This is a genomic window from Arthrobacter sp. Y81, assembly GCF_002929335.1.
Lineage (GTDB): Bacteria > Actinomycetota > Actinomycetes > Actinomycetales > Micrococcaceae > Arthrobacter.
Genome location: NZ_PJIL01000006.1, coordinates 110988 through 128589, shown reverse-complemented (window position 1 = coordinate 128589; position 17602 = coordinate 110988). Strand labels below are relative to the sequence as shown.

Sequence of the window (17602 nt, the reverse complement as noted above, 5' to 3'; positions counted from 1 at the left end):
GATCACAGAACAGAGAGGAGAACACCGTGGCCGGAGCAGCATCCCCGTCCGTATCCGCCGCCACCGCTGGCCGGACCCTCAACCTGGTGCTCGCCACCTCAGCCTCCGTGGTGTGCTTCTGGGCATGGAACTCCGTGGCCACGTTGGGCTCGTTCTACACGCAGAACCTCCAGCTCAACCCGGCCACAACCGGCGTGCTCGTAGCCATGCCGGTGTTCGTCGGATCACTGGGGCGGATCGTCGTCGGAACGCTGACGGACAGGTACGGCGGCCGCGCCATGTTCACGTTTGTCCTCCTGGCCACCATCCTCCCGATCCTCCTCGTGGCCATCGGGGGCACCCTGAGTTCCTTCGCGGTGGTGCTGGGCGCCGGCCTGCTGCTGGGGGTCGCCGGAACGGTCTTCGCCGTCGGGATCCCTTTTGTCAGCGCCTGGTACGAGCCGTCCCGGCGCGGCTTCGCCACCGGGGTCTTCGGCGCGGGCATGGGCGGGACGGCGCTCGCTGCTTTCCTCAATCCACGCCTCGTTAATTGGATCGGCTACTTTCAGACGCACGTGCTGATCGCCGGGCTCCTGGCCGTCATGGCTGCGCTCATCTGGTTCCTCATGAAAGAGTCTCCGGGCTGGACCCGTAATGACGACCCCGTGCTGCCTAAGCTCATCGACGCGGCCCGCACCCCGGTCACGTGGAAGATGTGCTTCCTGTACGCCGTCGTCTTCGGCGGCTTCGTTTCCTTCGCCACCTACCTGCCCACCTACCTGCGGGATGTTTACAGCTTCGACCCCGCTGGTGCCGGCGCCCGCACAGCCGGGTTCGCCCTCGCCGCGGTGCTTGCCAGGCCGGTCGGCGGTGTGCTCGCGGACAAGGTGGGCCCCAAACCCGTCGTGGTCACCTCGCTCGCCGGCGTCGCGGTGCTCGCCTGGGTGGTGAACCTGCAGCCCGACGGCGAAGTCCCCGCCGGCCTGACGTTCGTCGCCATGGCGGCGGCCCTGGGGCTGGGCGCGGGCGGCGTTTTCGCCTGGGTCGGCGTCCTGGCCCCGCCAGGCAAGGTGGGCAGCATCAGCGGAGTGGTCAGTGCAGCCGGGGGCCTGGGCGGCTACTTCCCGCCGCTGGTCATGGGCGCAACGTACGACGCCGCGACGCACAGCTATTCGATCGGGTTGCTGCTGCTTGTGGTCACCGCGCTCGTGGCGCTGGCGTTCACGGTGTTCGCGGTGCAGGGACGGACCAAGGCAAAGGCCGTGCCGGTGTAGCTGTTCCGTTTAGCCGAAGGCCAGGTGCGCCGCCGCGAAAATCGCCAGGCCGGCCAGGGCGCCCACCACCGTGCCGTTGATCCGGATGAACTGCAGGTCCTTGCCCACCTGCAACTCAATCTTCCGTGAGGTCTCCTCGGCATCCCAGCGGGCCACGGTCTCGGTGATGACGCCGGCGATGTCCGAGCGGTAGGTTTTCACGAGGTAGCCAGCGGCGTCGCCGATCCACGCGTTGACCTTGCCTGCCAGTTCGGGGTCCACTACGAGCCGGGTGCCGAAGTCATGCACGGCCGCCTTGAACTTCACGGTCAGTTCGCTGTGCGGATCGTCGACGGCGCCGAGCAGCGCCGCCTTGATGGTGCCCCACGTGCGGGATGCCAGCTCGCGCACCTCGGGGTCGCCCAGCACCTGGGCCTTGATGCCTTCTGCCCGGGCGATCATCACGGGGTCGTGCTGGAGGTCCTGTGCCAGTTCGGTCAGGTACGTGTCGATGGACTGCCGGACCTGGTGCTGCGGATCGGCCTGGACCGCCTTGGTGAATTTGAGGATTTCCACGTAGACCTTGTCTCCCACCAGCCCGTCCACGAACTGCGGGACCCACTGCGGGGACCGGTCCGAAACCAGCCTGCTGACTGTCTCGTGGTTGTCCCTGACCCAGTCGACCGTCCTGTCCACCAGAAGGTCCACCAGCGTGTGGTGGTGACCGTCGGCGAAGATCCGCTCGGCGAGCCTGCCCACCGGCGGCCCCCACGGCGGAGCGAGCAGGTGCTTGCGGACCATGCTCTCGATCACTGCCTGGACGTCGTCGTCGTTCAATACCTTGAACGCGCCGCGGATCACGGCGGCACCTTCCTTGGCCACGCGCTCGGGGCCGCCCGGACCGGACAGCCAGGCGCCCACCTTCCGGGCGATGTCCACGGAGGCGAGCTTTTCCTGGACCACCTGCTCGGACAGGAAGTTGGTCTCCACGAACTCGCCCAGCGACGCGCCGATCTGGTCCTTGCGGCGCGGGATGATGGCGGTGTGCGGGATCTTGATGCCCATGGGGTATTTGAACAGGGCCGTCACGGCGAACCAGTCCGCCAGGGCGCCCACCATGCCGCCCTCCGCCGCGGCCCGCACGTACTCCAGCCACGGGTACTGCTTCTGCAGGGCGAAGGCAAAGACGAAAATCACTGCCATCACGATCAGCAGTCCCAGAGCCAGCAGCTTCATCTTGCGCAGCGCAGCGGCTTTTTCGGCGTCACCGCCCAGCCCGGGATCGACGACGGCGGCACCGGTAGCGGGTGGGCCCGCATGCGCCGGGCGCGTTGCAGCGGGACGGGTGGTTTGTTCACTGTTCACCTGCATGTGCCCAGCCTAGCCCCGCATCCGTGGCGGGTGTCCGCTAACGTGTCACCATGACTACCGACGAGTCCGCTTCAACCCGGCCGCTGGTCTACGCCCACCGCGGTTCCAGTGCCGCCTTCGCGGAGCACACCCGGGCCGCTTACCTCCAGGCCATTGCGGAGGGCGCCGACGGGGTGGAATGCGACGTCCACCTCAGCCGGGACCAGCACGTTGTCCTGCTGCATGACGCGAACCTGGACCGCACCTCGGACGGCACCGGCCCCGTGGCCGACCGGACCCTCGATGAACTGCGGCTGCTGGATTTTTCCTCGTGGAAGGGCGCCCGGATTCCGCTCGGGTACGGCGGGAAGTTCGATCAGCTGCTGACGCTGCCGGATCTGCTGGACATCCTCCGGGCGGCGGGCCGGGAAATCGGGCTCGCCATTGAACTAAAACATCCCAGCCCCTACCTGCTGGCGTTGGAGGACCGGGTGCTCGAGGTGCTGGCCTCCGAGGGCTGGGATCCGCAGACGTCCAAGGTGGACAACGTCAGTGTCTCCTTCATGAGCTTCAGCCCGGACTCCGTGAAGCACCTGCTCGCGACCGTTCCCGCCGAGTTCATCTGCCAGCTGGTGGACGACATCACCGTGGACGAAGTCCGCGAGGAACTGGGCCTGGGCCTCATCACAGGCGGGGCCGTAGCGAACGTCATGCGGGCGGCGCAGGTGGAAGGCGAGCGGATCCTGAACGACTGCGAAGTCAGGCTGGCCGGACCGGGCATCGACTATGTCCGCCGGCATGCCCGCGCCGTCCGCCGATGGCTGGAATCCGGCCGCAGGTTCAGGGTGTGGACCGTGGACTCGGAACAGGACGTGCAGCTGTGCCAGGAGCTGGGGATCCACGAGATCACCACCAACCGGCCGGCACAGGTGCTGGCCCAGCTCTCGGAAAGCAGCCACCCCGTCAGCTGAACCGGATGCCGCTCCGGATCAGCCAGGCCGCAGTACCGTTCAGGCCGCAGTACCACTCAGGCCCAAGTAGCCCTCAGGCTGCAAGATCGCGGCGCCGCCAGCCGGCGTAGCCCAGCGCACCGAGCAGTGCCGCGGCCGCCGTGAGGGCCACGAGCGCCGGAACCGCCTCAGCGTCCACCGGAAGCAGTGGGGTATGCCGGAACGGCGAGAGGTCCATCAGCCATTCCGGAGCGTTCCAGAGCACTCCGAATTCACCTAGGGCAATGAGTCCCAGCAGGAGTACCCACACACCCCCTGCCATCCGGGGCACCCAGCCGAACACCGCCAGTGCGGCACTGGTCAGTACCCAGGCGGCCGGAATCTGGGCAAGGGCCGCCACGGCGGACCGGGCCACCAGCTCCGCGTCATTGACGGCGGACGCGGCGCCGATGCCGATGGAGACGCCGGTCAGAAGCTGCAGAAGCGCAACGCCGGCCAAGGCCACGGCATAATGGCTGCTGGCCCAGCGGATGCGTGTGGTGGCAGTTCCCAGCAGGGCCTCGGTGTGCCCGGCGGCCTCCTCGCTGCGGAGGTGGTTGGCCGCGGAGATGCCATACGCGGCCGCGGTGACTCCCATGATGCTGATCTCGGCGGCGAGGAACGCATCGGTCAGGGCCTGGGGACCGCCCAGCGCCCGCATCAGGTCCTGGGCGCCGGGCGAACTCAGGAAGTCCGCCACATTGCCAACCAGCGAGCCGATCACTACGCCGAAAAGGACGAACGCCACACACCACGCCGCAAGGACGCGGTATTGCAGCCGCACGGCGAGCGCCAGGACGCCGGAAAGGTGGCCGCGTGCGGGGCCGGGCCGCTCATCGCGGAGGCCGGCGCCGAGGTCGCGCTGCGACCGCAGGAAGAACGCGACGGGAACCAGCGCAGCGCACAGCGTCAGGGGCAGCGAAAGCACCCACCAGTGGTCCCCGGCGTAGGCCCGGATTTGCTGGTTCCATCCGATCGGTGAAAGCCAGGACCACACCGATGGGCCGGGTTCGGCGAGGTCGCCCACCGCCCGCAGCCCGTAGGTCACGGCGATGACCCCGATGCTGAACCCCGTCGCGGCACGGGCGCTCGCCGTCAGTTGGGCCGCCACGGCAGCCACCGCGCTGTATGCCATCCCCGTAGCTGCCCAGCCCAGACCGAAGGCGAGTGACCCGCTGCCCGGCAAACCGCCGACGGCGAGCGCGCCCGCCGAAAGCAGCCCGGTCAGGATGCTGGTTGCAAAGCTGATGGCCAGCGCGGACACCAGCGGCGCGTCGCGTCCCAGCCGGCCGCCGCCAAGGAGTTCCAGTCGCCCGCTTTCCTCGTCCCCCCGCGTGTGCCGGATGGTGAGGACCACCATGAGGACCGCAAGGATGGCCGTCATAAAGGCCGTGTATTTGATGAGGGAAAGGGCGCCGAGCGAGGCCGGATCGTATATCCGGCCAAAGAGCGCCACCATGGATGCCGTGGCGTTCAAGGCCGTGGAGGCCGCCACACGGTTGGCCGCATCGGGGTACAGCTCGGCACCGGCCGCCGCCGTCGAGTAGGCCATGAGGGCGAAGCCCGCTATCCAGAGCGGGAGCAGCCAACGGTCCCGCCGCAGGCCGAGCCGCACCAGGACGCCGGTCCCGGCCAACGTCCCGGCCAGCCTCCCGGCCCCGGTGCCCGTCCTGCTGCGGGCGAGCGTCCTGCTCATAGCCGGGCCGATTCGAACGATCCTGCCGGGCCGTAGTGGCGCAGGAACAAATCCTCCAGGGTGGGCGGCTGGCTGGTCAGCGCCTCCAGCCCCGCGGCCGTCAGGGCCTGCAGGAACGGTGCCAGCCCGGCGGGGTCCACCTGGGCGGTCACCCGGTGGTCCGTCACCACAACGTCGTGGACGCCGGGAAGGAGGTCCAGGCCGGGGGGCACGCGTGCGACGTCGGCCGTGACGGCCGTCCGCGTAAGGTGCCGCAGCTGCGCGAGCGGCCCGGACTCCACCACCCGGCCTGCGCGGATGATGCTGACCCGGTCCGAGAGGGCCTCGGCCTCGCTCAGGATGTGGCTGCTCAGCAGGACCGTGCGGCCCTGCCCGCGCAGCTCACGGACGCATCCGCGGAAGGCATCCTCCATCAACGGGTCCAGGCCGCTGGTGGGCTCGTCCAGGAGGAAGAGCTCGGCGTCCGTGGCCAGGGCCGCGACAAGGGCAACCTTTTGCCGGTTGCCCTTGGAGTAGGTGCGCGACTTTTTCGTGGGGTCAAGGTCGAAAGTCTGCAGCAGCAGGTCCCGCCGGGCGCGGTCCTGTCCGCCTTGGAGCCGGCCCAGCAGGTCGATCACCTCCCCGCCGGTCAGGTTCGGCCATATCGCAACGTCCCCTGGTACATACGCCAGCCGGCGGTGCAGCGTGGCAACATCGTGCCAGGGATCCAGGCCCAGCACCCGGATAGACCCCGAGTTGGCACGCAGCATGCCCAGCAGCAGCCGCAATGTGGTGGACTTGCCGGACCCGTTGGGACCCAGGAAGCCGTGCACCTCGCCCTCCGCCACACTGAAATCGAGGCCGTCGAGGGCAGTGACGCTCCCGAAGCGTTTCACGACGCCGGTCATTTCCACCACGCTGCTCATAGTCAATAAGCTACGCCCGGTTGCCGGTCCTGACTCGGGCGGAAAGTCCTGTCCTTGCGGGGCAGCGGTTACCGGGCTCGTCAGCGGCTGTGGTTGCATGGATCCATGCCTTTCACCTGGTCCGGCCGGGCCACCCAGACCCTCTCAGCGGCCGCCATGAGCGCACTCCTGCTGACGAGTGCGATGAAGCACTTCCGCGACCCCGCGTTCTTCCACCAGGTGGTTCCCGATTTCCTGTGCCGCGAGGACTCCGGCGACCGGCCCAACGGCCCGTTCGCCGTCATGACCCGCGATGAATGGGTGGCGCTCAGCGGCCTGCTTGAGGCGGGCGCCGCCGTCGGACTCCTGATCCCGGCCACCCGCAAAGGCGCCGCGGGCGCCGTCACCGCGATGTTCACGGTGTTCCTTGCCGGACATGCCGATGCCCTGCGCCGCGCCTACGGCCCGGCCGGAACGCCCGGGCAGCGGAAGGTGCACACCGCGCGGTTCCCGCTGCAGGTCCCGCTGATCCTCTGGGCCTGGAGCCTGCGGAAGCCGGCCTTGCGGTGGCCCGCCGCCGGACGTGTTGCCGGCCTGTGGCCATGAAACTGCTTCAGTCCCCGGCCGTGCGCGTGGGGCTTTCCATCAGCATCGCCACCGGGCTGTACGGGATCTCGTTCGGGGCGCTCGGCGTCACGTCCGGGCTTGATTTCTGGCAGACCATGGCGCTGAGCCTGCTTCTCTTCAGCGGCGGTTCGCAGTTCGCGTTCATCGGCGTGGTGGCCGGCGGCGGGTCCGGGGTCGCCGCCATGGGCGCGGCCACGCTCCTGGGCATGCGCAACGGCATCTACGGCATGCAGCTCAACGCGCTGCTGCAGCCGCGCGGGTGGCGCAAGTTCGCCGCCGCCCATGTCACCATCGACGAATCAACCGCCACGAGCACCGGGCAGACCGATCCTGACGAGCAGAAGCGGGGATTCTGGACCGCGGGGATCGGCATCTTTGTGCTCTGGAACGTGTTCACTGCAGTGGGGGCGCTTGCGGGCAGCGCGTTAGGGGACCCCAAGCAGTGGGGGCTCGACGGCGCCGCCGTGGCTGCCTTCCTCGGCCTGCTGTGGCCGCGGCTCAAAGGCCGCGAGCCGGTGGCCATCGCCGTGGTGTGCGCCCTGGCCACCGTCCTCGCCGTACCGTTCGTGCCCGGAGGCGTTCCCATCCTGATCGCCGCGGTAGTGGCGGCCGCGATCGGCTGGTTCAGCCACGGCCGCAGCGACGAAGGCCTGGAGCCCGATGTGGACCCCTATGCCGGGCACCATCACCCGCACAGTCATCCCCACCCCGGTGTTCCCCGTTCGGGAGATGACGCAAAATGAACCTTTGGATGTGGCTGTTGCTTGCCTGCCTCCTTGGTTACGCCTGGAAACTCCTGGGCTATTTGGTCCCGGCCAGCCTGCTTCGCAACCCTCGGATGTCCCGGATCGCGGGCACCATGACCATCGGCCTGCTGGCTTCGCTCACCATCGTGAACGCGGTGGCATCCGGCCAGGCGCTGGCCTTCGACGCCCGGATGGGCGCCCTGGCCGCGGCAGGAATCGCGTTGTGGCTCCGGGCTCCCTTCCTTGTGGTGGTCCTGGCCGGGGCGGGAGCGGCCGCCGGGCTGCGGCTGCTGGGGTGGAGCTGATCCGGGCGTATGTGGCGGACCCGGAATCAACGCCGCATTCCGCCGCAGCGGGGGCCGGCAAGGATGGCGACGGCCATTAGGCCCTAGTGGCGTTGAACCTGCTGTGGGAGGATTCGAACATGAGCGAAGAACAAGCGCCCGTAGTTCCTGCTGCCAACAAAGACCCCCAAACAAGGACATATGTGCCCTCGGCCGGGTCGGAGTCCACCCGTGAGATGCGCGAGATGTCCCGGCGCCGCAGGGACGCTGAGGAGAAGCTCCAGCAGCACCTGCAGGAAGCGGATCAGCTGCACGAGGCCCATGTGCAGGCCCATCTGAAGGAATCAGCTGCCAAGGACGAACCACGCAGTGAGGACTCCCGCGGAGAAGATACTGAAGCGGAGGCTGCTCCCGCGGGGGACGCCGCGCCGGAGCCCGGGGAGAAGCCCGCCGACTAGCGAGGGCCAGGCCGCACCGAAGGAATCAGTTCCAGTGACGTTATCGGCCCGTGGGGAGGCCCCGTTGTTGCGTCGATCCGGTTCTGCGTGACCGGCGGACCGTGACAACCGCGGGCCGCGGCCCCGAGACGAGTCTTTTCGACGAGAATCCAGAAGGCTGCCGGCCCAAGCGCACCCTCGCGCACCGCGAAATCATCGCCGTTGCCAAGGGAATCCTGATGGCCCGGCACGGCCTGGATGAGGACACGGCCATGCAGGACCTCCTGATGGAGTCACGGCGTGCGAGGAAGTCGCTGCGCGACGTCTCCGCCGAGCTGATGTCCTCCACCCGGCAGCCGCGGTGAGCGGGGGTGCGCTTTGGCCCTGGGCAAGGACGAGGATGAGCAGCGGCTTCGGTTCGAAGAGATGCTCCGGAATGCCGAGTTGGGGATTGAAGAACTGTGGCTGAGGTATTTCAGCATCGGCGGAATCGCAGGACAGTTTGAGGTTGAGGCGTACATCCACGGTGCCATCGCGCTGCCGTCCCTGCAGCGGGACATCCTGGCCCATGCCCTGAATGAGCGGCTGGACGAGATCAATGCACCCGACGGCAGGGCGCCTTACAGCCGGGGCTCAGAAGACGCCGGCCGGGTGTACGAAGACCGGCAGCACGAAGACACGGACCGGCCGGAGGATGAATCAGGGCAGGACGACTGAATCGAATGCCGTCCCGGGCAGCGGCGACTGGGGAGGCAAAGCCCGGTGCGGCCGTTCGGTGCGGATGGCGTCCTCCACCAGCGCCACGGGACGCCGCCAGGCGTCCGACCCGGGTTCCATGGTGTCCACCACGCCGATCAGCATGGCCAGCAGGCGGATCACGTCGGTCATGGAGATGTCGGTGCGTAGGGTCCCCTGACCCTGGCCGCGGCCCAGCAGGACAGCCACCGACTCAAAGAGGCTGCCGGTGATTCCGGTCAGCAGGCCGCGGCGGCCGGCCACGGCTCCGAGCAGGTTGGCATCCTCGCTGGCGGCCGCCATCAGCGCATCGATCACGCGGAAGAGTCCCGCGGCGGCGTCAGGTCCGGCCAGGGCGTCATCGATCACCGGGTCCACCATGAGGCGGAGCTGACGGTTGAGCGCGGCGAGTACCAGCTGCTCCTTGTCCGCGAAGTTCCGGAAGAGGGTGGCGGGCCCAACGCCGGCTGTGACGGCGATGGTCTGCAGCGGTACTTCCGGGCCGTACTCACGGAAGCACTTGCGGGCGGACGTAATGATCTTGTCCACGTTGCGCGCAGCATCCGCACGGAGGGGCTTGCGTTCCACTGCGAGGTTCATTTTTCAAGGTTAGCAACGCTGCGGCTGAGCGCCCGGGTTACTGATTGGTAGCGGCGAATGTACTCGTATGTGACGTATGTATCGACCAATTCCGCTGTGGCAGACTGGGTCCATGTTGCTCGCATTCTCAGTTGCACCGTCCGGTCAGCCCGCCCACCCGGCCGGGGATTCGGCCGCCCCGGCCAGCGGTGCGTCCGCTGACGCTTCCGTTCACGACGCCGTCGCTGCCGCCGTCAAAATCGTCCGGGACTCCGGACTGCCGAACCACACGGATTCCATGTTCACCACCATCGAGGGTGAGTGGGATGAGGTGTTCGCCGTCGTCAAGCAGGCAACTGAAGCCGTGGGCCGCTTCGGCAGCCGCGTCTCGCTGGTCATCAAGGCCGACATCCGCCCGGGGTATTCCGGTGAACTCACCGGCAAAGTGGAGCGGCTGGAAAACGCCATCACCAACGTCGGGGGCTAGTACAACCAGTTACCGCTCCCGCGCTGCCGGGCGAGGGCGCTTGCCGTGAGGCTTCCCACGGAGGAGCGGCGACTGCCAGACTGGGCCCATGATTGAGCACAAGCCAGAACCCCAGTGGGTGGCCGTCGAAGAGTTCCTGTCCGACGTCGTGGTCCGCCCCGGCAGCCCGCTCAAGCGGGCGGTAGCGTCCGCCCTCGAGGCCGGGATGCCGCCCATCGAAGTGGCGCCCAACGCCGGGAAGCTGCTCAAGCTGCTCGTGCAGCTGTCAGGCGCCCGGCGGGTCTTGGAGATCGGCACGCTGGCCGGCTTCAGCACCATCTGGATGGCACAGGGACTGCCCGACGACGGCGAGCTGGTCACGTGCGAATACCTCCCCAAACATGCCCTGGTGGCACGCGCGAACGTTGACGCTGCGGGCGTCGGGCACAAAGTGGACATCCGCGTGGGAGCCGCGCTGGACACGCTCCCGCAGCTTCTGGATGACGGCCGCGGTCCCTTCGATTTTGTGTTCATTGATGCGGACAAGGAAAACAACCCGCAGTACCTCGACTGGGCCGTCAGGCTGGGCCGGCCGGGCACCGCCATCGTGATGGACAACGTGGTGTGGGAGGGCGCGCTGCTCGATCCGTCCATGGACGAGATCAACGCGCCGGGAATTATCAGCGCCCTGGAAATGATGGGGGAGGATCCGCGCCTTGACGGGACGGTCATGCAGACCGTGGGGTCAAAGGGCTGGGACGGCTTCGCGCTGGCCGTGGTGCGCTGACGTCGCGGAGGGGCGCCGGCAGTTTCCGTCCTGGGGGAAGCGGACTCCTCCAGATGGTAAGTATGCTTAGAATAAGCTAATGCCGGACGGACCCGTCCCGCTTCGCCTGCAGTGGAGGAAGAAATGAAGGCTTCACCGACCCTAGCCGCCAATCTCCAGATGGTCCTAACGGACCTGATCGAACTTCACGTCCAGGGCAAACAGGCGCACTGGAACATCGTGGGAACCAACTTCCGCGACCTCCACCTCCAGCTCGACGAAATCGTCACCAGCGTCCGCCTGTTTGCGGACGAGACGGCCGAGCGGATGCGCGCCCTGCACGCACTGCCCGACGGTCGCAGCACCACGGTGTCCTCGGACACCCGGCTCGAACAGTTCCCCGGGGGACTCACGTCCACTAAGGACGCCGTCAAGCTGATTACGGCACGGCTGGAGCGCACCGTGAAGACCATGCGCGACGTCCACGACGAGGTTGACGAGGAAGATCCCACCAGCGCCGACCTCCTCCACGCCGGTATTGCCCGCCTGGAGCAGTTGGCCTGGATGGTGAACGCCGAAACCATGACTCCGGCGGCCTCCGTCACGGCTCCGGACGAAGACTGAAACCCGCAACGGCGAGCGGAATGGATTCCGACAGGCATGATTCCGACAGGCACGATTCCGGCAGGCCTGGCCGGGACGGCGGCCTAACGGGCCGGAGCGAAATTCCGGCGGGACCGCAGGCGGTGCGGATCAGTTCCACGCCGGACCAGCTAGGCGCCATGGCACCGTTGCTTGGTTCAGTGCGCGAAGCCGTAGGGGATGTCCCGGCGCTGCTGGCCCTGGCGCGGGACCTCGGGCGGACAGCGCCCCGGCCGGGCGAGGGCAGCACCGCCCGGCTGTGGGAACTGCTGGCATCGGTGACCGCCGTGGACGTGGCGGCAGGCCGGGTGCTCGAACCGCACCTTGACGCCGTGGCCATTCTGTCCCAGGCAGGCGCCCTGGTCCCTGACGCTGCGAACGCAGCCTGGGGCGTGTTTGCCGCCGAGGGCCCCGGGCTGCGGCTCGAGGCAGTGGCGGACGGCGCCGGGGCGTACGTCCTGAACGGTTCCAAGCCGTGGTGCTCGCTCGCTGCCCAACTGGACGGCGCCGTCGTGACCGCGCATGTTGCCCGCGGAGGCGGCGGCAGCGCGGGAACAACGGCGGGAACGGAGTCAGGCGGCAGGGCCGCCTTCGCCGTCAGCCTGCACGCCCCGGGGGTTTCCTGCGATACCCCGCAGTGGACCAGCAGGGGCCTGCGCGAAATCCCCAGCGGCACGGTGCACTTCGACGGGGCCAGCGCCGTTCCGGTGGGTGGACCGGGGTGGTACTTCCAGCGTCCCGGTTTCGCCTGGGGCGGCATGGGTGTTGCGGCCTGCTGGTTCGGCGGGGCCGTGGCCGTGGCACGGGACTTCAGCTCCGCGCTGGCAGCCGCCGCGGACAAAGGGCGGGAGCCGGACCAGATCGCGCTGGCCCATCTGGGCGAAACTGACAGGATCATCACGTCCCTTTCCGGCTACCTCGCGCGGACGGCGGAGCGGATCGACTCCGGCGGACTGTCCGGCTCCGGCGCGTGGAGCGAAGCCCTGCGCGTCCGCGGGACAGTTGCCGCCGCCGTCGAACGCGTCCAGGCCCTGGTGGCGCAGAACCTGGGGCCGGGCCCCCTGGCCTTCAACGAAGCGTACGGAAAACGCATGGCGGACCTGTCGCTCTATATCCGCCAGCACCATGCGATGCGGGACGACGCCCAGCTGGGCGCCCTGACGCTGAAAGGGGACCGGTCATGGTGACCTTCTCGCACGCGGATGCCGGCACGGCGGAGTCTGAGTGGGAAGCCAGCGGACTGGCCGTCCTCCCGGAGCTTCCCCTCGATGCGGGCGAACTCGCGGCCATGACCTTCATTGTGCTGGCAGCGCATCCGGACGATGAAACCCTGGGCGCCGGCGGATTGCTGTCCCGGCTGCACGCTGCCGGTGCGGCAGTAAACGTCCTGCTGTGTACTGCGGGGGAGGCGTCGCACCCGGAGTCGCGGACGACGACGCCGGAACAGCTTGCCGCCGTCAGGCTCGGTGAGTTCGGGGCGGCCATGTCCGAATTGGTACCGCCCGCTTCCTGGCGGTTCCTGCAGCTTGCGGACGGGCAGCTTGCCGCCGACCGTCACCGGATCGCCGCCGCCGTGCGGGAGGCGATTGCAGCTTCAGGACGCCCGGCGAATCAGGTGGCCATCGTGGCGCCCTACCGCGCCGACGGCCACGCGGACCACGATGCCCTGGGGTCGGTGGCCGCGGAAGTGGCGGCGGAAGATGGCCACGGACTGCTGGAATATCCTGTCTGGTACTGGCTGTGGGCATCACCTGCGGACAAGGCCTGGCAGTCATGGGTCCGGGTGCCGCTGACGCCGGACGAGCAGCGGGCCAAAGCCGCGGCCATGCAAGCCCACGCCTCACAGACACAACCGCTGTCCGGACAGCCCGGCGACGAGGCGCTCCTTTCCGAGGCGTTCCTGAAGCACTTTTCCCGGCCTTGGGAAACGTTCGCCTGGCACGGACCCGCGGGCGGAACCAACAGCGCAGGTGACGCCGAACGGATCTTTGACGCCGTGCACGGCGGGAGCGCCGACCCGTGGGGCTACACCAGCAGCTGGTATGAACGGCGCAAGCGGGCGCTCACCCTCGCCATCCTGCCGGAGGCCGAATACGGTGCCGGACTGGAAATCGGCTGTTCCATCGGGACACTCAGCGTGGAGCTCGCTGCCCGTTGCCGCGAATTCGTGGCGGTTGACGCAAGCAATACCGCGCTGGTCCAGGCCGCGGAACGGCTGTCCGGCCATGCCTCCGCGCGCACCCTCCACCTCACCGTTCCGCAGCAGTGGCCCGGGGGCACGTTCGACCTGGTGGCAGTATCGGAGGTGGGGTATTACCTGACGCCCGGCGAACTGGCCGAACTGTTCACCCAGGTGGAAGCCTCAATGAACCCCGGCGGAACGCTGGTCCTCTGCCACTGGCGGCACCCGGTCGCAGGCTGGGAACTCGATGGCGACACAGTCCACGCAATGGCACGCCAGCAGCTCCGCTGGCCCACGGAAGGGCTCCACCGGGAAAAGGACTTCGTCCTGGAAGTCTTTCTTGCCCCGCCCGGAATCCAGCAGTGAGGTGACCGGCGAAATGACGGAACGGGCAGCCGGTTTTCCTGCCGGGGAGGCCCTGGCCGGACAGCGTATCGACCGGGTGGCGGTGGTGATGCCCGCCCACAACGAGGACCAGCACCTGGACCGGGCCCTGGCTGCGGTCCGTGCCGCCGCCGACACGCTGCAACGGGAACGGCCAGAGGTGGAGACGGCCATCACCGTGGTGCTGGACAGCTGCACCGACCGTTCAGCGGACATCGCCGCCGGCTACGTTGCCTTGGACCGGCGGTTCGCGGCAGTGCAGGTCCGGCTGGGAAGCACCGGGGCCAGCCGCGCGGCCGGGGTCCGGGCTGCCGGAATCACCATGCCGGCCCCCGGCGCCGCCGTCATGGCTGCCGCCGGGATGTGGGCCGGCCGCGTCTGGCTGGCCAATACCGACGCCGATTCCGCTGTTCCGGAGCATTGGCTGGTGCGCCAGGTTGAACTGGCCGATGCCGGGGCTGACGCCGTCCTGGGATCCGTGGAGCCGGATCCTGCCGGAACCGATCCAGCGGTCCTGCGCCGGTGGCGGGAGCGGCACCCGTTCAGGGAGGACCATCCGCATATCTACGGTGCCAACTTTGGCGTCCGTGCCTCCGCCTACCTCGCCGCCGGCGGATTTCCCCGGATGCGCGCTCACGAGGACCGGACCCTCGTGGAGAACCTGCGGAAGCATGCCTATACGGTGCTGGCCACCGACACCATCCGGGTACTGACGTCGGGCCGCACCCATGCCCGCGCCCCGCAGGGGTTCGCCGCCCACCTCCGGGCACTCGCGCTGGACGTGCCGGTGCTGGACTTGCCCGTACTGGACCAGGGCAGTGGTGACCTTTGACCCTAGGAGCCTGAACTTCCAGACCGCATCCTCGATCCATGGGGTTCCCCATCATGGCCGTGGTTTCGTCTGCCTGGCGCTGCCCGTGAACAGCGGGCCGCAGCCGTGATCCCGGGCGCCGGCTCCGGAACTGGTGCGTTGCCGCTGAGCGCCGGCCTCAGCTCCGAGGAGGTCGCCCTCCGGCTGCGGACGGTGGGGCCCAACCGGCTGCCGCCGGCCCGCACCGTCCCGAGCTGGCGCAGGCTGCTGGCCGAGATGACCCACTTCTTCGCCATCATGCTCTGGTGCGCAGCTGTGCTGGCCTACGTCGCCGGAATGCCGCAGCTGGCCGTGGCGATCGTGGTGGTGGTCGTTGTGAACGGGGTGTTCGCCTACATCCAGCAGGAACGGGCACAGCATGCCGCCTCCAAGCTCCGCGAGCTGCTGCCCTCCATGGTCTCGGTCCGCCGCGACAACCGCATCATCAAGGTCCACACCACCGAACTGGTGCCGGACGATGCCGTGGTGCTGGTGGCCGGGGACCGGGTCCCGGCGGATCTCCGGCTGGCGCTGGCCGCAGGGTGTTCTGTGGACGAGTCGATGCTCACCGGAGAGAGCGAACCCCTGGCCAAGGCTCCGGGGGACACCGTGTTCGGCGGGACCTTCCTGGTCAACGGCGAGGCAGAGGGCATCGTCATGGTCACCGGCGGGGACACCCGGCTCGCGGAAATCGCCGCCCTCACCGGACAGGTCAAGGCGCCGCCCACCCCGCTGGCCCTGGAACTGCAGCGCATTGTCCGGATCACCGCCACGATGGCCCTGGGCATTGGCGTGCTGTTTTTTGTGCTCTCACTGCTGGTCGGCATCTCCTGGCGGGACGCGTTCCTGTTCGCGATCGGGGTGGCCGTGGCGCTCGTGCCCGAAGGCCTGCTGCCCACGGTCACGCTGTCCCTGGCAGTCGGGGCACAGCGGATGGCGCAGCGCAACGCCCTGGTCCGGAACCTGGAAGCCGTGGAAACCCTCGGCTCCACCACTTTCATTTGCACGGACAAGACCGGCACCCTGACCCAGAACCGGATGAACGCCGTCGAGGTCTGGACCCCGGAGGGGGTGCTCAGCGTCATCGGCGCAGGTTACGGGCCCGAGGCCGAGGTCACCGGGAGCGGAGCCGCGGAAGCCCGGCACCTCAGCACCGCGGCGCTGGCCGCCTCCGTAGGCCGGGCGGTGCTCCACGAAGGCAAATGGATCGCCGAGGGCGACCCCATGGAGGCCGCCATCCACGCGCTGGCCAGCCGGCTGGCAGGTCCCGGGCACGACCCCGGCGAGCCCGAAGTTTCGCACCGCTTTGCCTTCGATCCCCGCCGTCTGCGGGAGTCCGCCATCGTGGGCACCACCCTGTATGTCAAGGGCGCCCCGGAGTCCGTGATTCCCCTGTGCGGGCTAGAAGGCGCGGACCGGGCCCGGCAGATGGTCGACCGGATGGCCTCCCACGGCCTGCGGGTCCTGGCCGTGGCGGAGCGGCCCCTGCCCGGCCTCCCCGGCGCCAGCTTCAAGCTGGAGGCAGTTGAGCAGGATCTGGCACTCTTGGGCCTGATCGGCCTGCATGACCCGCCCCGGGCCGAGGTCCGACTGGCACTCGAGGCCGCCCGCGACGCGGGAATCAAGGTGGCCATGGTCACCGGCGACCACGCCTTCACTGCCGCCGCCATCGCCCGGGAAACCGGGCTGATCGGATCACCCGAGCTGGTGCTGGAGGGACACGCCCTGCCGGAGGACGACGCCGTGCTGACCGCCCTGCTGGACCGCGACGGTGTGGTGGTCAGCCGGGTCACGCCTGAACAGAAACTCCGGGTGGCCCGCCTGCTCCAGCGCAGGGGCCACGTGGTGGCGATGACCGGCGACGGCGTCAACGACGGCCCGGCCCTCCAGCAGGCGGACATCGGCGTGGCCATGGGGCTCAGCGGCACGGACGTCGCCCGCGAGGCGGCGGACCTCGTGCTCCTGGATGACGACTTCGCCACCATCATCGCCGCAGTGGAGCAGGGCCGCGCCACCTACGCGAATATCCGGCGGTTCCTGACGTACCACCTGACGGACAACGTCGCCGAGCTCACCCCCTTCGTTATTTGGGCGCTCTCCGGCGGCCGCTTCCCGCTTGCGCTGAGCGTGCTGCAAATCCTGGCCCTGGACATCGGCACCGACCTGCTCCCGGCGTTGGCCCTGGGCAGCGAGGCCCCCAGCAAGGGTGCGCTCAAACGGCCGCCGGAGCGGAGGCACCTGATGGACCGGGCCCTGATGTTTAGGGTGTTCGGGCTCCTGGGCCCGGTGGAGGCCCTCTTCGAGATGACCGCGTACACCGCCGTGCTCCTGGGTGCGGGGTGGCGCCCGGGCGCGGAACTGCCGGCGTCTGATGTGCTGATGGCCGCCTCGGGCGCCGCGTTCACCACCGTGGTCCTGGCACAGCTTGCCAACGCCTTCGCCTGCCGCAGCGCCTCCGCGCCGCCGTGGCGGCTGGGCTGGTTCAGCAACCGGCTGCTGCTCTGGGCCGTCCTGGCGGAGCTGGGACTGCTGGCTGTGTTCCTGTTCATTGGTCCCGTCGCCGCACTGCTGGGCCACGCGCCGCCGTCGCCCGGGGGCCTGGCCGTGGCGCTCGCCGCCATGCCCGCCGTCATTGTGGCGGACTGGATCTACAAGCTGGTCCGGCGTCGCAGCGGCAGGTGAGGTCCAAAGCCTCTGACCCGCAGGAGTCCGGCAAACGAGGATCAATCCATGGAGGAGCAAGCAGCGGGAGC

At 68.7% G+C, this 17602-nt stretch carries 19 protein-coding genes; 15 read left to right on the top strand and 4 right to left on the bottom strand.

Features of this window, described 5'->3' with window-relative positions; translation table 11 throughout:
- The first annotated feature begins 26 nt into the window (after positions 1-26).
- A complete protein-coding gene (locus CXQ91_RS10100) occupies positions 27-1253 on the top strand; it encodes a nitrate/nitrite transporter (protein WP_104173792.1) in 1227 nt (408 codons plus the stop codon).
- Positions 1254-1262: 9 nt separating this feature from the next.
- On the opposite strand, the gene CXQ91_RS10095 is transcribed toward CXQ91_RS10100, so the two are convergent.
- Complete coding sequence (locus CXQ91_RS10095) at positions 1263-2603, bottom strand: DUF445 domain-containing protein (protein WP_104173791.1); 1341 nt, start codon at positions 2601-2603, stop codon at positions 1263-1265.
- A gap of 50 nt (positions 2604-2653) precedes the next feature.
- Between CXQ91_RS10095 and CXQ91_RS10090 the strand changes: the two genes are divergently transcribed.
- Positions 2654-3553, top strand: a complete 900-nt coding sequence (locus CXQ91_RS10090; RefSeq protein ID WP_104173790.1) for a glycerophosphodiester phosphodiesterase family protein — start codon at positions 2654-2656, stop codon at positions 3551-3553.
- A gap of 73 nt (positions 3554-3626) precedes the next feature.
- Here CXQ91_RS10090 and CXQ91_RS10085 read toward each other — a convergent pair whose 3' ends face one another.
- Together CXQ91_RS10085 and CXQ91_RS10080 are read right to left on the bottom strand one after the other, a co-directional pair.
- Positions 3627-5267, bottom strand: coding sequence for an ABC transporter permease (locus CXQ91_RS10085; protein WP_104173789.1), 1641 nt, complete (start codon positions 5265-5267; stop codon positions 3627-3629).
- The gene (locus tag CXQ91_RS10080) at positions 5264-6172 is read right to left on the bottom strand and encodes an ABC transporter ATP-binding protein (RefSeq protein ID WP_104173788.1); all 909 of its coding nucleotides are present in this window, start codon (positions 6170-6172) and stop codon (positions 5264-5266) included. The genes CXQ91_RS10085 and CXQ91_RS10080 overlap by 4 nt, the downstream gene beginning before the upstream one ends.
- A 105-nt stretch (positions 6173-6277) precedes the next feature.
- Between CXQ91_RS10080 and CXQ91_RS10075 the strand changes: the two genes are divergently transcribed.
- The 6 genes from CXQ91_RS10075 (at position 6278) to CXQ91_RS10050 (ending at position 8962) form a co-directional block, all read left to right on the top strand.
- Positions 6278-6757 (top strand): hypothetical protein, encoded by a 480-nt coding sequence (locus CXQ91_RS10075; RefSeq protein ID WP_104173787.1) that lies wholly within the window; start codon positions 6278-6280, stop codon positions 6755-6757.
- Positions 6754-7521 carry an AzlC family ABC transporter permease gene (locus tag CXQ91_RS10070; protein ID WP_104173912.1) on the top strand — a complete coding sequence of 256 codons (768 nt, stop codon included), beginning with the start codon at positions 6754-6756 and terminating at the stop codon, positions 7519-7521. Before CXQ91_RS10075 ends, CXQ91_RS10070 begins: the two co-directional genes overlap by 4 nt.
- A complete protein-coding gene (locus tag CXQ91_RS10065) occupies positions 7518-7829 on the top strand; it encodes an AzlD domain-containing protein (protein WP_104173786.1) in 312 nt (103 codons plus the stop codon). The genes CXQ91_RS10070 and CXQ91_RS10065 overlap by 4 nt, the downstream gene beginning before the upstream one ends.
- A gap of 119 nt (positions 7830-7948) precedes the next feature.
- Positions 7949-8266 (top strand): hypothetical protein, encoded by a 318-nt coding sequence (locus CXQ91_RS10060; protein ID WP_146072321.1) that lies wholly within the window; start codon positions 7949-7951, stop codon positions 8264-8266.
- Between the two features lie 101 nt (positions 8267-8367).
- Positions 8368-8610 (top strand): ANTAR domain-containing protein, encoded by a 243-nt coding sequence (locus CXQ91_RS10055; RefSeq protein ID WP_181038846.1) that lies wholly within the window; start codon positions 8368-8370, stop codon positions 8608-8610.
- 13 nt (positions 8611-8623) lie between these two features.
- Positions 8624-8962: a hypothetical protein gene (locus CXQ91_RS10050; protein ID WP_104173783.1), complete on the top strand. Its 339-nt coding sequence runs from the start codon at positions 8624-8626 to the stop codon at positions 8960-8962.
- Here CXQ91_RS10050 and CXQ91_RS10045 read toward each other — a convergent pair.
- Positions 8945-9580, bottom strand: a complete 636-nt coding sequence (locus CXQ91_RS10045; protein WP_104173782.1) for a TetR/AcrR family transcriptional regulator — start codon at positions 9578-9580, stop codon at positions 8945-8947. The two genes, CXQ91_RS10050 and CXQ91_RS10045, sit on opposite strands and share 18 nt — an antisense overlap.
- Before the next feature lie 112 nt (positions 9581-9692).
- Here CXQ91_RS10045 and CXQ91_RS10040 point away from each other — a divergent pair, with 112 nt between their 5' ends.
- The 7 genes from CXQ91_RS10040 (at position 9693) to CXQ91_RS10010 (ending at position 17531) form a co-directional block, all read left to right on the top strand.
- The gene (locus tag CXQ91_RS10040) at positions 9693-10046 is read left to right on the top strand and encodes a thiamine-binding protein (protein WP_104173781.1); all 354 of its coding nucleotides are present in this window, start codon (positions 9693-9695) and stop codon (positions 10044-10046) included.
- Between the two features lie 88 nt (positions 10047-10134).
- Positions 10135-10812, top strand: a complete 678-nt coding sequence (locus CXQ91_RS10035; protein ID WP_104173780.1) for an O-methyltransferase — start codon at positions 10135-10137, stop codon at positions 10810-10812.
- Between the two features lie 123 nt (positions 10813-10935).
- Positions 10936-11415 (top strand): Dps family protein, encoded by a 480-nt coding sequence (locus CXQ91_RS10030; protein ID WP_104173779.1) that lies wholly within the window; start codon positions 10936-10938, stop codon positions 11413-11415.
- A gap of 158 nt (positions 11416-11573) precedes the next feature.
- Entirely contained in the window at positions 11574-12620 is a 1047-nt protein-coding gene (locus CXQ91_RS10025) for an acyl-CoA dehydrogenase family protein (RefSeq protein ID WP_104173911.1), read from the top strand.
- The gene (locus CXQ91_RS10020; RefSeq protein WP_104173778.1) at positions 12614-13981 is read left to right on the top strand and encodes a bifunctional PIG-L family deacetylase/class I SAM-dependent methyltransferase; all 1368 of its coding nucleotides are present in this window, start codon (positions 12614-12616) and stop codon (positions 13979-13981) included. Before CXQ91_RS10025 ends, CXQ91_RS10020 begins: the two co-directional genes overlap by 7 nt.
- A gap of 13 nt (positions 13982-13994) precedes the next feature.
- Entirely contained in the window at positions 13995-14831 is an 837-nt protein-coding gene (locus tag CXQ91_RS10015; protein WP_181038845.1) for a glycosyltransferase family 2 protein, read from the top strand.
- A 105-nt stretch (positions 14832-14936) separates the two neighbouring features.
- Positions 14937-17531 (top strand): cation-transporting P-type ATPase, encoded by a 2595-nt coding sequence (locus CXQ91_RS10010; protein WP_258073922.1) that lies wholly within the window; start codon positions 14937-14939, stop codon positions 17529-17531.
- Positions 17532-17602 lie beyond the last annotated feature (71 nt).